The following is a 14,249-nucleotide window of genomic DNA, read 5'->3' as shown; positions in this document are numbered from 1 at the left end:
CGCGAGGACGTCGTGCGGAACGTGAGGACCCTGGCCCAGAGGTGACGGTCGAGCAGGCGTCTCAGTGTCATCCGTGCCGAATGGCCGCGTGCAGTTCTCGGCGAAGAAGGCGGGCAGCAGGGCGCCGCCGACGCTATGCGCCAGTGGTTGGTGAATCCCCTCTGCGGCACGCTGAACTACACCGTTGGCAACATGCTGGCGCCGTTGCTGACTTGCTCGCACCAGGCGCGGCAGACGTCGACCAGGTCGGTGAAACTCGTCCGTACGGGCGGCGCTGATCTACCAGCACCTTGTCAACGATCGTGATCAAGCGATTGCCGATCACGTGGACGAGCAGATCCGGCGGGCGAAGCCGAGCCGGGGCGGTTCGGACAGGTCATCTGGCACGTAAGTGGCACGGGCCCCTCCGGATCGCGTCCCCAACAGAAAACGATCAAGGCCCAGGAATCCGCATTCACGCCGGATGACCTGGGCCTTTGTCGTTCTGCACAAAGAGTGGGCACAACAGGATTCGAACCTGTGACATCTGCCTTGTAAGTTCACTCGACTGACTGCTGCGCCGCAGGGGCTAGGCTCCGCCCACGACGCTGGAGACCGTCCAGATCTGTCTCGGTGCGTTGCCGTTGATGTCAGCTGCAGATGTCATCCCCCTTACCCGTTATGGCTTGGGGAAGCCCTGCTCCAGCCACTGGCGCACGGCGCTGACGGTAGCCCGCCCATGTTCGCGCAGGGTATCGACTATGTCGCGGCCACAGATGAGGGCAATCGGGTGGCCGTCCTCGTGGACCTCTTCCTGGACTTGCTTGTGGAAGTGCGACGTCGTGACGAGTACCCCGAAGTTGCGGTGCCGCAGTCGGGAAATCAGTCGCGATACCTCCTTCACCCCGACAGAGCTGGTCGCCCCATAGCACTTCGCCTCCAGGGCGAAGTCGATGGCGATTGGATTGGCCTTCGGCCCGAGCATATAGATCCCGACAGCATCCCGCCCGCCGTCACGACTAGGGCGAGTGACGTCAACGCTGCTCGTATTCGGTGCGATCAGGCGCCAGATCGCCACCGCGCAGCTTTCGAAGTCATGCTCGCGGTCGCGGAAGTGCTCTCGGATCAGGCTGAGGATGGCCTGCCCCTCGGCGTCTTCGGGCAGCTGGCCAGCCTTAGACCTGACGACGGTGGTAGACGGCGCCAGCAGGGGACTGTAGGTGCGGCCGGCAACCCAGCGGCGCCACGCCGGAGGACAGTCGCCCACCAGCGGATCACCGCCGGCCAGCACATGCTGAAGCCACTTCCTGGAGACCCGGTCGTGATCGAGCACAGTGAAGCGGGCCCGGTAATTCTGGAAGCGCTGATCATCGGTGGTGCGCCAGATCGCTGCCAGTTCATCATCAGACGTGAGCGTGGGGCCGCCGGGAGCAAGTAGTCCGCGGAATCGTACTGACCGGCCGGAAGTCCCGGCCTTCTCGAAAAGCAGGAAGGGCGGTACACCGGCAGCCCTCTCGGCAACAGTGCCGTGCGAGGCGGCGAAGGCGTCACGTAGCAGCTGGTTGCCAGCCCGCGGAGTGTTGTGCAGGTCCCTTCCCGGCGTCCTGTTGTCCCCGTAGTAGGTGAACGCTCCTGTCTGCGTATCGAGATGGTCAGGCCAGTCCACCTCCCCGCCGTTGGTGTACAGGACAGAGAGGCGGACCGTGCCCTTGGCCGGGGAGCCCTTGTGACGGAACCCGCCCTGGTTGCCCACACCGGGGACCAGCTTGGCAATGGGGTCGTCACCGCTGTTTCCACTGCTGCCGCCGGCATAGAGCGAGTCCACCACCAGGTCGGCGGTGCCCAAGTCTGTGAACGGAACGTGCGGCTCAGGAGCAACAGGAAGAGTCATGCCGCAACATCTACCAGCCCTCTCTGACACTCCCGATTACGCTTCGCATCAGCGGAGTTGTCCGTGCCGGGTAGCTCCTGGGCAGCTAGTGGGACACGCGTTGTCAGTGGCGCGCCATAGGATTTACATATGATGCCTGGTGACGTTCCACGACAACACAGCACGCCCTGGCGGGTGATGGACCTCTTCGCCGGCTGCGGCGGGTTCACAGAGGGCTTCCGGTCGTATGCGAACGCGGACGGAACTACCCCGCACTTCCGCTCCGTTGTTGCCGTGGAGTTCGACCGAGCCGCGGCGGCCACGTATGAGGCGAACCACCAGCCTGACAAGCTCATCTGCGACGACATCGCCGACTTCGACCCGCAGCCGTTCTCCGATGACGTCGACGTCATCACTGGCGGTCCACCCTGCCAGGGCTACTCGGGGCTTGGGCAGGGAAACCCCAACGATCCGCGCAACGCCCTATGGGAGGAGTACCTGAGGGTCGTTGCCGGCGTCTGGCCGAAGATCTTCGTCATGGAGAACGTCGACCGGTTCCTCAAGTCCCGGGAGTATGACCGCCTGCAAGATGCCACGCGACCAGGCGGCCTCCTGGAGGAATACGCCCTGTCGACAAAGACGCTCAACGCGGCCGACTACGGCGTCCCCCAGGCACGCAAGCGTGTGATCGTTCTTGCCACCCGCCGGGATCTCGGCGCCCCGCTACGCCACCCTGTCCCGACACACACCAGGTTTCCCTTGATCAAGAATGACTTCGTGCTCTTTGATGGAACAGCCGATCTGCCGCAGCGGGTGCCAGTGGACGTGGTGTTCGATCAATCAGCACGGCTGGCGATCACCGGTACAGAGCTTCCGGACCGGCGCACACCGGAGGGCTTGCCTGGCCCGTATCGGACTGCCGAGCTGCACTTCGGCCGCACCCCAACGCCGCTCTCTATCGCTCGCTACGCCGCAATCCCCCCTGGAGGAAACCGCCACGACCTGACAGGGAAGTGGGCTGAGATCGAGGGGCGGTCGACCTATCTCAGCACGCAAGCCTGGGACCAGCACCGCAGTGGCTCAGCAGACGTGATGGGGCGGCTCCGCTGGGGCGCGCCCTCCGTAACGATCCGGACCGAGTTCTACAAGCCCGAAAAGGGCCGCTACCTCCATCCTCACGAGAACCGCCCCATCACCCACTACGAGGCGGCCCTCATTCAAGGGTTCCCTGAGGACTACCGTTGGCACGGCACCAAAAGCAGCATCGCTAAGCAGATCGGTAACGCCGTACCCGTGGGCCTCGCCCGAGCCCTCGCCGGCGCCATCCACCAACGGCTTAGCGCCTGAGGGAACGTGGGGGCAGGCCGGCGTTCAGCCATGCCTGCCTCGTTGGATGCTATCAAGCACAGCTTTCTCAGTTCGCGGCTGACCGCGTGCCGCACCATGCTCCCCAGGCCTTCGACTGCCGTGCTGGGCCATGCAGGGAGGCAGAGTGCTGCGACGGCGAAGGAATCGCACCGGGTTCTTCGTTCCGGCCTGTCGGCCGCGTGCCGGGAAGAGCTGATCACCCGCAACGTGGCCAAGCTGGTGGAGGCTCCGAAGGTCGACACGTACGAAGGGCAACTGTGGACGCTGGAGCAGACTCTCGCCTTCACCCTTGTCGCCAGGCGCGACCCCCTGTATGCGGGCTTCATGCTCGCTGTGGGCCTCGGTCTGCGGCGGGGAGAGATCGTCGGGTTGCGGTGGCGAGACATCGACCTCGACAGCCGTACGGTCCAGATCCGCAAGCAGCGTCAGCGGGTCCGCGGTGAGTACTACGAGGACGACACGAAGAACCGCCGCAAGCGGACGCTGCCGCTGCCCCTGCTCTGCGTGGCACCGCTTCGCTGGCAACGGCTGCGGCAGGAGGCGATGCGCGTCAGTGCGGGCGCCGACTGGCACAAGAGCGATCTTGTCTTCACCACACGCACGGGCCGGGCGATCGAGGGGAGCAATGTTCTTCGTTCGTTCCACCGGCTGACGGCCAAGGCCGGGATCCCCCGCATCCGGGTCCACGATGCCCGGCACGGAGCGGCGACCCTGCTCGCGGCCGGCAACGTGCATCCCCGGGTCGCGATGGAAATCCTTGGCCATAGCAAGATCAGCGTGACCATGGACATCTACACCCACGTCCCCGACACCCTGAAGCGGGAGGCCGTGGCGCACATGGACCGGATGCTCGGGCCACGTCGTCGCTGAACGCCCCCGTTGATGTCAAACCCGGATGTCAAAGACCCCCTACCATGATCAGTAGGGGGTCTTTTGACTGGTGGGCACAACAGGATTCGAACCTGTGACATCTGCTTTGTAAGAGCAGCGCTCTACCGCTGAGCTATGCGCCCGGGCCGAGCGGACAGACTACCTTGCCTTCGGGCCTGAACTGCAAACGCGTGGGCGAAGGGCGAACTTACCGGTCGGGGTGTTCGTTCCGGTGAGTGGGACAATGACATTCGGCCTGGGGCGACGCGATCGGGAGAGGGAAGTGACGGCGACAGAGACGCAGCCGCATGAGCAGCGAGGACGCCGTCGCGCCCGTGGGGGTGTCCGGGATGTGGTGGCGCTCGCGCTGCTGCCGCTGCCGTTGCTGGCGGCCATGGCGCCGCTGGCGTTCGCGGGCGGGGGGACCCGGCGCTGGTTCGGGCGCGGGGAGGGCCAGCGGGCCGATGCGCAGGCCGCGAAGGACGCCGCGGCGGAGGCGTTCTACGAGCTGGACACCGCGCAGCGGGACCTGCGGATCTCCATAGAGGCGATCACCGCCGCCGACAACTCGCCGGCCGCGCGGAAGGCCGCGGCGGACTACGAGGGCCTCGGCCGGCGGATCGACGAGGTCAGCGAGGGGTACATCACCGCTGTCGACGCGCACGATCTCGACCGTGACGATCTCGACGGCGCCACCATGGCGCGGGCGCGGGCCGATCTGACGCGGGCCAAGGAGGAGCTGAACCGCGTCAAGGCCGAGCTGGACCGGTTCGCGCAGGGGCTGGGGCCGCTGCTGCGGTCCGCCGAGACGCAGCTGGCACGGCTGGCCCCGGCCGTGGAGCGGGCCAGGCAGGCGCTGCTGGCGGCGAGCAACGGGCTGGACGCGGTGCGTGCGCAGGGCCTGCGGGCCGATGACCTCGCGGGCCGGCTGGCGGCGCTCGGGCCGGAGCTGACCAAGCTCAACCAGGGCGCCGGGCAGCACGGCGTGCAGGAGACGATCCGGCGGGCCGACGAGGTGCTGCGCCAGGCCGAGGCCGTACGGGCCGAGGCCGAGCGGCTGCCGGGCCGGGCCGCGGAGATCGACAAGCGGCTGGTGTCCCTGCGGACCAGGGCGCAGGCGATCACCACGCGTGCGGGGCAGGTCGACCCGGTGCTCAGCGAGCTGCGGCGGCGGTACAGCGCGGCGTGCTGGCAGGACCTCCAGCAGGTGCCGGAGCAGGCCGCGCAGTCCGTCCGGCGGGCCGAGACCACACTGCGGGAGGCGCAGCAGGCGCGGGAGGAGCAGCGCTGGGAGGATGCCACGAGCGGGCTGGCGGCCGTACGGGGGCTGCTGGACAGCACCGACGAGGCGGTGTCGGCGGCCGGTGACCGGCTGCGGCGGCTCGATGCGGTCTCGTTCGACCGGCAGAAGGAGATCGACCGGACCCGCTTCGCGATCCGTGACGCACAGCGGCTGGCGATGACCGGCCGCAACACCCCCGACCCGCGGCACGCCGGCCCCCTGGACGAGGCGGTGGCGCGGCTGGAGCGTGCGGTCGCCGGGCTGGAGGGGCGGCATCCGGACTGGTGGCACTTCCTGATGGAGACCGAGGCCGTCCGGCAGACCGCGGCCGGGGTGGTGCAGGAGATCAGGGACGCCAGGGGCGGGACGGGCAGCGGCGGCCGCGGCTGACCCGGCGGACGCCGCGCGCGGCAGCCCCGGCATGCGGCCCTCCGGCCCGGTGGCGCTGAGGGCCGCACACACCGGGGCCTGCCGCGGCTCGGCTCCGGCACGTGCACGGTGCACCCCGCCCGGGCGCGATGGCGCGATGTACCGCGTGGGCGGATCCTTAAGAGAGGTACGGCCCAGGCGGCACCCCTGCGCGAAGGAGGCCGGACATGGCTACTGGGGTTACTGGCCATCCCCTGCACGGGCCCACGCAACGGTTCCACCGGACGAAGGCCCGGCACACCCGCCTCGACGAGCACCTGCCCATGGACCACCGGCTCAGCAAGGTCTACCGCATCGGCGCGGGGCTGATGGGCCTGGTACTGATCGCCTTCGGCATCCTCGGACTGACGCACCACATCGGCTACTTCGACACCGGCGGCGACACCGTGGCCGGGCTGAACACCAACGGCACCCTGAGCGTGCTGTCGATCGTGGTCGGCGCGATCCTCGTCCTCGGCATGGTGATCGGCGGGAACTTCGCCTCGACCCTCAACATCGTGTTCGGCGGGCTGTTCCTGCTGAGCGGGTTCGTGAACCTGGCGCTGCTCCAGACCGACGCGAACTTCCTCGCCTTCCAGCTCCAGAACGTCCTCTTCAGCTTCCTGGTGGGGCTGTTGCTGCTGATCTTCGGGATGTACGGACGGGTCAGCGGCGGCCTCTCGCACGACAATCCGTACTGGCGGGCCCGGCACCCGGACGAGGCGGAACGGTTCGACCGCGGGCAGCTGCACCCCGTCTCCGGCATGACGGCCGCGAGGCAGGCGGCACGGGTCTCGATGCAGGGCGCCTCGCACGCCGGACGCGGTTCGTTCGGTGCCGGCACCAGCGGGAGCAGACGGCTCAGCCGGACGGCGTCCGCGTCCGCCGGGACGTCCACATCCACCGGCACGGGCGCGCTCGACAGCGGCCAGGACACCGGCAAGACCAGGGGCTGGGGCAGGAGCAGGAGCAAGGACTCCGGCACCGGCACCCGCACCGGCGGCAAGAAGTCCTGAGCCGGGGCGCGAAGCCAAAGCCCCCTGCCGTAGCGAGGCCGGGGCCGTGCGCGGGGCTGTCGGCGGCAGGGCAGCGGAAGCAGGGCGCGGGAAGCAGGGAGCAGCACGATGAGCCGTTCCGGGCATGCCACCTCCGCCGCGGGGCACGGGGTGCACACCATGGCCGTGGAGGCGCTCGCCACGCGGATCCTCAAGGGCACCTACCGGGAGGGCGACAGCCTGTCCGTGCCCGAGGTGATGGCGGAGCTGGACGTGAGCCAGACCGTGGCACGTGCGGCGATCAAGGCGCTGGCCGCCAAGGGGATCCTCGGCGCCGACACCGAACACGGCACGTTCGTGCGCCCCCGGGAGGACTGGAATCTGCTGGACACAGACGTGCTGCGGTGGAAGCTCGCGGCCGGCGTCTCGTCCGACTTCTTCGCCGACGTGCTCGAACTGCGCCGCTCCATCGAGCCGGCGGCGGCCGCGCTCGCCGCAGAGCGCCGTACCGAGGACGATCTGGCGGCGCTGGACGCCGCGCTGCGCGCGATGGCCGCGAGCACCGGCGACCCGGTGATGCTGGTACGCGCCGACGCGTCCTTCCACACGGCCATGCTGGTCGCGTCGAACAACCGCTTCTACGCGCAGCTGCACCGGGTGATCGTGCCGGTGCTCGTCCAGCGTGACCGGGAGGTGCTCGCCGCGGCCGGAGCGCTCACGCCGCCGCACGCGGCCCATGCCGCGGTCGTCGACGCCGTACGGAGCAGGGACATCGACGGCGCCTACATGGCGATGCTCGAACTGCTCGACCTGTCCGCGCGGGAGCATCCGTAGAACGGCGGGGGATTCTGCCGCGCGCCGCGCCGCGGCCCGGTGCGAAGTCCTCGACGGTGAAAGGGACTTCGACCTCGACTTCACGGGGACGTGCACCGAGACGCCCGCGGGCCGGGGCGGCCCGTGGCGGACCCGGCGCGGGACCGGCGGCCGATGGCCCATGACAGTACGGCCGGAGTACGGCTGGTGACGGTGTGGAAGGGGCAGGTGAGGGCGAGGCGGAGGAGATGGGCGGGTGGTGGCAGAGAGCCGTGACGGCTGTGGCGGTCGGGCACGCGAAGGGCCTGCCCGACCGGAATAATCAACCGTGTCACCCGCGCGCCGAACGACCCGGTCGCGCAGCACACACGCGGCGGGGTGCAGCAGAAAGCAGGAAACGCCATGGACCTCAGCGAAGCGCTCCGGACCGAGCGGCTGGTAGCGATCATCCGGGGCAGGGACGCGGAAGCGTCCTTCCGCACGGTCATGGCGCTTGCGGAGGCAGGCCTTCCGCTGATCGAGATCTCGCTCAGCGGGCACGACGCCCTCACCGTCATCCGACGGGCCCGCGCCGAGCTCGGCGACGCGGCCTGGCTCGGCGCCGGCACCGTCCAGACCGCCGCCGACGCCCGGCGCGCCGCCGAAGCCGGGGCGAACCTCATCGTCACCCCCGGTCTCGGGGCCGGCCTGGAGGAGTCCGTCCGCCAGGGCCTGCCGACGCTCGCCGGAGTGCTGACGCCGTCCGAGGTCATCGCGGCCGATGCGATGGGCGTCTCCGCCCTCAAGCTGTTCCCCGCGTCGATGGGCGGACCGGCCTATCTGGAGGCGCTCCGCGGACCCTTCCCCGACCCTGCGTTCGTGCCGGTCGGCGGGGTGGACGCGGCCACCGCTCAGCGGTATTTCGACGCGGGGGCGGTGGCGGTGGGCGTCGGCTCCCCGCTGATCGGGGACGCGGCGGACGGCGGCGACCTCGACGAGCTGCGCAAGCGCGCGGCGGAGTTCCAGGCGGTGTGCGCGGGGTGACGCGGCTAATCTGTGCGCATGCCTCGTTATGAATACCGGTGCCGCCCCTGCGACAGCACCTTCGAGCTGAACCGGCCGATGGCCGAGTCCTCCGCCCCGGCGGTCTGCCCCCGCGGCCACGAGGACACCGTGAAGCTGCTCTCCACGGTCTCCGTCGGCGGTTCCGCCGCCGCGCCCGCGGCCGCCCCCGCCCCGCGCGGTGGTGGCGGCTGCTGCGGAGGCGGCGCCTGCGGCTAGAGGTTGTGCTGTCGCGGCACTTGGGCCGGGCCCGGCGGGCTCAGCGCTTGCGTGCCAGCGTCAGCCCGTCCGCCACGGTCAGCAGTACCGCTTCCATGCGCGCGTCCGCGGCGACATGGTCGTTGAAGGCCCGGATCGCCAGGGCCGAGCCGGTGGCCGCCCGGTCGACGACCTGGCCGCCGTAGAGGACGTTGTCCACGGCGATCAGGCCACCCGGCCGCATGCGGGGCACCAGCTCTTCCCAGTAGGCGATGTAGCCGCCCTTGTCCGCGTCGAGGTAGGCGAGGTCGAACTGCGGGCCGTCGGGCAGCGCGCGCAGGGTCTCCAGTGCGGGGGCGATGCGCAGCTGGATGCGGTCCGCGACCCCGGCGCGCTCCCAGCACTCCCGGGCGTACGCCGTCCACTCCTCCGACACGTCGCAGGCGAGCAGCGTGCCGTCCGCGGGCAGGGCCTGCGCCATCGACAGGGCCGAGAAGCCGGTGAACGTGCCCACCTCGACGATCTGCCGGGCCCCGGTCAGCCGCACCAGGAACGCCAGCAGCGGCCCCTGTTCCTGTGCCGACTGCATGCCCGCCGCGTCCGGGAACACGCGATGGGTGAGGTCGACGATGTCGCGCTGCGCGTCGTTCAGCGGCGGGTTGTGCGCGAGGACGTAGTCGTATGTCTCCGCGGTGATCGGCGTGCTCTTGGACTCGGCCACGAACTCTCCTCCTGCTCAAGGACTGCGGTCGCGGCCGGTCACCGGACGAGGGCGGCCGACCGCCCCGGCGAGACTAGCCGAGGCCGCCGAGCCCGCCGAGGAAGGCGCGGACGATCTCCTCGCCGGCGGCCACCCCGCGTGCCTCCAGCGCCGTGACATGGGGAGCACACCAGCCGGCGTCCGCCAGTTCGCCGTGTCCGGGCCGCCATCCGCGGTCGGCGGCCAGCAGCAGATCGGCGTCGAGCAGGGAGTCACCGGCCGCGAGAATCTCGGCGGCGCCCGTGCGGCGGGCCACCTCCGCGACGGCGGCGCTCTTGGTCAGCGGCTGCGGCACGGCATAGATCTTGCGACCCTGGAGCGACACCGTCCAGCCGCGCTCGGCCGCCCAGCCGGTGAGGTCCTTCACCCAGGTGTCCGGCAGCAGCGGCCGCTCCACGACGAGGTAGACGAAGAGGTCCTCGGCCACCCGCTCCTTGCGCAGCCAGGCCGGGTCGGCGGTGCCGGTGAGACGGTCGCGGACCTCGGCCAGCGGCGCGCAGTGCGCGGCGATCCGCTCGGCGACGGTGCGCTGCCAGTCCGGGTCCGACACTCCCCGTACGAGCAGATGGCCGCCGTTGGCGCAGACGGCGAACTCCGGTTCCGGGCCCGGGAGGTGGATGCGGCCGTACTGCGCGCGGGTGCGGGTGGTGGCCGGCACGAAGGTGGTGCGGGCGGCGAGTTCGGCGAGCAGCCCGGCGGCCGTCTCGGTCAGATAGGACTGCGGTGCGCGCTCGTATGTCTCGACGCACAGCAGCCGGGGGGCCTCGGCGTCGGGCACGGTGAGGCCCAGCGCGGCGGCCGAGTAGATCAGGGTGCGGTCGAGGTCGCTGGCGACGAGGGTGCGCATCAGGAGGCCACCGCCGTGCCGTCGGCTCCGGTGGCGCCGCGGGTGAAGCGGGGGTGGATCAACCCCACGCAGGTGTAGGGCAGCTGGTCGACCTCTTCGACGGGGACGCCGCGCTGCTCCGCCAGGAGGCGCACATGGGCGAGGTCGGCCCCGGCGCCGCGCCGGGCCAGGATCTTCCAGGGGACCCGGCGCAGCAGGACCCGGGTGGTCTCCCCGACACCGGGTTTGACCAGGTTGACGTCGTGGATGCCGTACTCCTCGCTGATCCGCCGGACGGCCTCCCAGCCCTCCCAGGTGGGTGTCCGGTCCGCGGCGGCCAGCTCCTTCACCTCCGCGGCGACCTCCCCGGCGACCTCGTCGAAGCGCGCGGTGACCGCGCCCAGGAAGGTGCCCGACAGATCGGCGCCGGCCAGCTCGCGGTAGAACTTCGCGCCGTGGAAGTCGTCCGGGCCCACCAGGTCGGCGCGCAGGACGGTGCGCGATATGAGGCCGGAGACGGTGGAGTTGAGGCAGGCGGAGGGGATGAGGAAGTCGTCGCGGGTGCCGTACGTCTCGACGCAGCCGCCGGGGTCGGCGAGCACCACGATCCGGGGGTCGAAGCCGGGGAAGTCGGCCAGTGCCTCGGCGAGTTCGCGGGTGATGGCGCCCTTGCCGGTCCAGCCGTCGACGAAGACGACATCGGCCGGGTCGTGCCGGTCGGCCAGCCAGCGCAGTGCCGTGGTGTCGATGCCGCGGCCGCGGACGATCGAGACGGCGTAGTGCGGCAGCTCCAGCCCGTGGGCGTGCCGGGCCCAGCGGCGCATCAGCACCCCGACGGGGGTGCCGGCGCGGGCCAGCGAGACCAGGACGGGGCGCGGGCCGCGTTCGGCGAGCACGGTCTCGGTGACGGTCCCGACGGCCCGCGCGATCCGGCCCGCCGAGGCGTCGAGCGCGCTGTGGAACAGCGCCTGGTACTCCTCGCTCGGCTGGTACTCGACGGGCAGCGACTCGGCGTAGTGGGCGCCGCCGCGCTGGATCGCCTCCTCGCGTTCCTCGGTCGGCGCCTCCAGGGTGAGGCCGGAGAGGTCCTGGAGCAGCCAGCCGACCTCGTCGGGCCCGTAGGAGGAGAAGGCGGGGCCGCGCAGCGGCTCGGGGAGGGGCATGGTTCCGGCCTCCGGTCGGGGCGCGTACGAGGGGACGACGGCGAGCAGCAGCCGGTCGGTGTGCGCGGCGAGGCGGTGCAGCAGACCGCCGTCGGCGTGCAGTTCGGGGCGGTCGCCGGACGAGTCCACGACGGCGACGATCGCGTCGAAGCGGCGCTGCGGTGCGGCGCCGGGCGCCACGTTGTAGGCGTGGCGCTCCCCCGGCCCGTCGGCGGGCCCGTCGTGGGCGGGGAAGGACAGCCGGGTGCGGATCGCGTACCCGGGGTCGTCGACGGCGAGCACCGGCGAGCGGGTGGTGGTGGAGAAGAAGACGCCCGCGCCGCCGCCGTCGGCGGGTGCGGCGTCGCCGTCCCGCGCGGTGACCAGCGCGTCCAGCGCCCCGGCGATCCGCAGCGGCGCGTACATCAGCTCCTCGTTGCCGAGGACGAGGATGCGGCGTGCACCGTCCAGCCGCCGCGCGAGCCGCTCCGCCATGGCGGGCAGTCCGGCCTCCAGCCGCGCGCGGTGCGCGGGGGTGAAGCCGTGCCGCCCGCCGTCCGGCAGACCTGCGGGCCAGCCGAGGTCGATCCGTACGGCGGGGCCGGCACCGGGCGCCGGGTCCGGGCCGCCCGCCGGGGTCCGGGCCGCGAGGGCCTCGTGCCGGGCGACGAGTTCCTGGCCGCGGGCGAGCACCTCGTCGGGGAGGCGGACGCCGCCCGCGGCCAGCGCCACCAGGTCGACGCGCGCGCCCAGCTCCGCCGCGCACCTCTCCAGCCGGTCGCGGTCCTCGCCGGAGCGCATGTCGACCAGGGCGACGACCACGTACCGCTCGCGCGGGAAGCGCGCGTGCAGCGCCCTGATGGTGTTCAGCACGGTCGTGCCGGTGGAGAACTCGTCGTCGACGAGGACCAGCGGTCCGTCCCCGGCCAGCAGCGCGTGGTCCTCGGGCAGCAGCAGGTGCGAGGTGGCGTGGCTGTGCTCCTCCTCGAAGCCGCCCACCGGCGCGACGCCCGCCACCGGCCGCCGGGTGGAGTGCAGATACGGCGCCGACTCCAAGCCGTCGGCCACCGAGTGCCCCAGGCCGGTGGCGGTCTCGGCGTAGCCCAGGACGACGGCGCGGGCGGCGGCCTCGGCGCCCAGCAGCTGCCGCACCCGCCGCCCCAGACCGACGCCGGCCCCGTGGACCACGTCCGGCCGCTGCGGCACATGCTTGCCGAGCACGTTCGACACGAGCAGATGAGCCCGCTTGGGGTTGCGCCGCAGCGCCAGCCCCAGCAGCTCGGGCAGCTCGTCCCCGCCGCTCAGCGAGACCCCGAGCCGCCCGGCGACCCATTCCCCTGTCCAGACCACGTGCCGTGTCTCCTTCGTCGTACCGTCGTGCCGTTCGCCCGTGCCGTTCGCCGCGGTCATGTCTGCGGCACGCTCGCCGTCAGCAGTTCCACGAACCCGACGCCCTCCGCCGCGACCCCGAACGCCTCGGCGCGCAGCAGGGTCCGCTCCGCCCAGGCGCGGTGCGGTTTCACCTCGTTCATCTTGTTCGTGTAGGCCGAGCGCAGGACCCCGCCGTCGCCCCGCTCGGGCCGGAGGATGTCGACCGCGTCGCTGAACTCCTCGTGGCTGACGACCGAGAGGGCGTGCACGGGGGCGACGTGCGAGGGGTGGATGCAGGTCTTGCCCTGGAGGCCGTTGGCGCGGTCGAGTTCGATCTCGCGCAGCAGCCCGTCCATGTCGTGCTCGATCAGGGCGGTCCGCAGCTCCTCGGCGTGCCCGAGGAACGGGCTGCGCCGCAGCTGCGGCTTGAACATCCGCTCGTGCAGCCGGAAGTACTCCCACACCGGGCCGGTGACCGTGAAGCCGCTGCCGTCCGCCCGGCCCAGCACATTGACCACATCGGAGATCACGGACGCGACGATCCGGACGTCGTAGGCGGTCATGTCGGGCGCCCGGCGCAGCCCGTAGGCGGAGCAGAAGTCGGTGACGCCGAGGCGCAGGGCGAGCACCCGGTCACGGTATTTGTCGACGGTCCGGGCGATGCCGCACAGCGTCTCGGTGCGGCTCTCCAGATGCAGCAGCTGCGGGGATTCCAGCACCGGCATCGCGAACAGCCGCCGGTCGCTCGCGGACTCGGCCGCGGTCAGCGCCTCCAGGAACGGGACGCCGCTTTCCTCGGTGAATTTCGGAAGTACAAATCCAGACAGCCTGTGTACGGCGGCTCCCATCCGCCGTACCAGGTCCGGTATCTGTGCGGGGGTGCGGACCCGTATGAACAGCAGCGGAAGGCACTCGCCCGCGGCGGCCGCGGCGTCGAGCAGCGCGAGCTGGCGGACCAGGTTCTCCTCGCCGGCCTCGACGTCCGCGTCCCCTATGGAGTCCTCCAGGCACAGCACCATGGACAGCACGCCGCGCCCGGCCTGCTTGAGGACGTCGGCGGCGAGCTGCGGGCGGGTGGCGGGGCTGTAGAGGGTGGCGCCCAGGGCGACCGCGAGCGTGCGGGCCGGGGAATCGGCGGTGAACTCCACCGGCTCCTGATGGAACAGCGCCTTCCGGATGTCGGGCGCAAGGTACCCAAAATGCTGCATATGACTCCCCGTATACCTGCGGGATCCGGGCCCCCCGCGTGTCTCGCTGTCTGGATCCAGCCGGTAATCGTACGTGCGTGGGGGTGTGGATGGTTCCCGCGTGCGTGAAAATCACGTA

10 protein-coding genes, 1 tRNA gene and 3 pseudogenes are annotated in these 14,249 nt (G+C 71.0%); 8 read left to right on the top strand and 6 right to left on the bottom strand.

The window, feature by feature from the left end; all coding sequences use genetic code 11:
* Positions 1-60: 60 nt before the first annotated feature.
* Positions 61-198: pseudogene (locus IEY78_RS34310) on the top strand (inositol monophosphatase family protein); the annotation flags it as partial.
* Between the two features lie 460 nt (positions 199-658).
* Here the strand turns inward: IEY78_RS34310 and IEY78_RS11480 are convergent.
* Positions 659-1,825, bottom strand: coding sequence for a restriction endonuclease (locus tag IEY78_RS11480; protein WP_229699858.1), 1,167 nt, complete (start codon positions 1,823-1,825; stop codon positions 659-661).
* Positions 1,826-1,999: 174 nt separating this feature from the next.
* On the opposite strand from IEY78_RS11480, the gene IEY78_RS11475 reads away from it, so the two are divergent.
* On the top strand, positions 2,000-3,196 hold the full coding sequence (locus tag IEY78_RS11475; protein ID WP_229699857.1) for a DNA cytosine methyltransferase: 1,197 nt from the start codon (positions 2,000-2,002) through the stop codon (positions 3,194-3,196).
* Positions 3,197-3,340: 144 nt separating this feature from the next.
* Positions 3,341-4,087: pseudogene (locus IEY78_RS11470) on the top strand (tyrosine-type recombinase/integrase); the annotation flags it as partial.
* Positions 4,088-4,155: 68 nt separating this feature from the next.
* Here IEY78_RS11470 and IEY78_RS11465 read toward each other — a convergent pair.
* Positions 4,156-4,230 (bottom strand) — tRNA-Val (locus IEY78_RS11465).
* A gap of 140 nt (positions 4,231-4,370) precedes the next feature.
* Between IEY78_RS11465 and IEY78_RS11460 the strand changes: the two genes are divergently transcribed.
* From IEY78_RS11460 to IEY78_RS11440, 5 genes and pseudogenes are all read left to right on the top strand, one after another.
* Positions 4,371-5,759 (top strand): coiled-coil domain-containing protein, encoded by a 1,389-nt coding sequence (locus IEY78_RS11460; RefSeq protein ID WP_373294115.1) that lies wholly within the window; start codon positions 4,371-4,373, stop codon positions 5,757-5,759.
* Between the two features lie 206 nt (positions 5,760-5,965).
* Positions 5,966-6,497 (top strand): annotated as a pseudogene (locus IEY78_RS34305) (DUF4383 domain-containing protein); the annotation flags it as partial.
* 404 nt (positions 6,498-6,901) lie between these two features.
* On the top strand, positions 6,902-7,606 hold the full coding sequence (locus tag IEY78_RS11450; RefSeq protein ID WP_189097552.1) for a FadR/GntR family transcriptional regulator: 705 nt from the start codon (positions 6,902-6,904) through the stop codon (positions 7,604-7,606).
* Positions 7,607-7,987: 381 nt separating this feature from the next.
* On the top strand, positions 7,988-8,608 hold the full coding sequence (locus tag IEY78_RS11445; RefSeq protein ID WP_189097551.1) for a bifunctional 4-hydroxy-2-oxoglutarate aldolase/2-dehydro-3-deoxy-phosphogluconate aldolase: 621 nt from the start codon (positions 7,988-7,990) through the stop codon (positions 8,606-8,608).
* A gap of 18 nt (positions 8,609-8,626) precedes the next feature.
* Complete coding sequence (locus IEY78_RS11440; RefSeq protein WP_189097550.1) at positions 8,627-8,845, top strand: FmdB family zinc ribbon protein; 219 nt, start codon at positions 8,627-8,629, stop codon at positions 8,843-8,845.
* Positions 8,846-8,885: 40 nt separating this feature from the next.
* Here IEY78_RS11440 and IEY78_RS11435 read toward each other — a convergent pair whose 3' ends face one another.
* The 4 genes from IEY78_RS11435 to IEY78_RS11420 form a co-directional block, all read right to left on the bottom strand.
* Positions 8,886-9,545, bottom strand: coding sequence for an O-methyltransferase (locus tag IEY78_RS11435; protein WP_189097549.1), 660 nt, complete (start codon positions 9,543-9,545; stop codon positions 8,886-8,888).
* A 73-nt stretch (positions 9,546-9,618) separates the two neighbouring features.
* The gene (locus IEY78_RS11430; RefSeq protein WP_189097548.1) at positions 9,619-10,431 is read right to left on the bottom strand and encodes an HAD family hydrolase; all 813 of its coding nucleotides are present in this window, start codon (positions 10,429-10,431) and stop codon (positions 9,619-9,621) included.
* Positions 10,431-12,962: a phosphoribosyltransferase gene (locus IEY78_RS11425; RefSeq protein ID WP_189097547.1), complete on the bottom strand. Its 2,532-nt coding sequence runs from the start codon at positions 12,960-12,962 to the stop codon at positions 10,431-10,433. Before IEY78_RS11425 ends, IEY78_RS11430 begins: the two co-directional genes overlap by 1 nt.
* Positions 12,959-14,131: an HpcH/HpaI aldolase/citrate lyase family protein gene (locus IEY78_RS11420; RefSeq protein WP_189097546.1), complete on the bottom strand. Its 1,173-nt coding sequence runs from the start codon at positions 14,129-14,131 to the stop codon at positions 12,959-12,961. The genes IEY78_RS11425 and IEY78_RS11420 overlap by 4 nt, the downstream gene beginning before the upstream one ends.
* Between the last annotated feature and the right edge of the window lie 118 nt (positions 14,132-14,249).

The organism is Streptomyces kronopolitis (genome assembly GCF_014646275.1).
In the GTDB taxonomy this organism is placed as follows: domain Bacteria; phylum Actinomycetota; class Actinomycetes; order Streptomycetales; family Streptomycetaceae; genus Streptomyces; species Streptomyces kronopolitis.
This window is presented reverse-complemented; position numbering and strand designations above follow the sequence as displayed.

Coding starts and splice junctions, on each gene's coding strand:
- IEY78_RS11430 (WP_189097548.1), bottom strand. CDS start 10,431: ATGCGCACCCTCGTCGCCAGCGACCTCGACCGCACCCTGATCTACTCG.
- IEY78_RS11425 (WP_189097547.1), bottom strand. CDS start 12,962: ATGACCGCGGCGAACGGCACGGGCGAACGGCACGACGGTACGACGAAG.
- IEY78_RS11450 (WP_189097552.1), top strand. CDS start 6,902: ATGAGCCGTTCCGGGCATGCCACCTCCGCCGCGGGGCACGGGGTGCAC.
- IEY78_RS11420 (WP_189097546.1), bottom strand. CDS start 14,131: ATGCAGCATTTTGGGTACCTTGCGCCCGACATCCGGAAGGCGCTGTTC.
- IEY78_RS11440 (WP_189097550.1), top strand. CDS start 8,627: ATGCCTCGTTATGAATACCGGTGCCGCCCCTGCGACAGCACCTTCGAG.
- IEY78_RS11445 (WP_189097551.1), top strand. CDS start 7,988: ATGGACCTCAGCGAAGCGCTCCGGACCGAGCGGCTGGTAGCGATCATC.
- IEY78_RS11475 (WP_229699857.1), top strand. CDS start 2,000: ATGATGCCTGGTGACGTTCCACGACAACACAGCACGCCCTGGCGGGTG.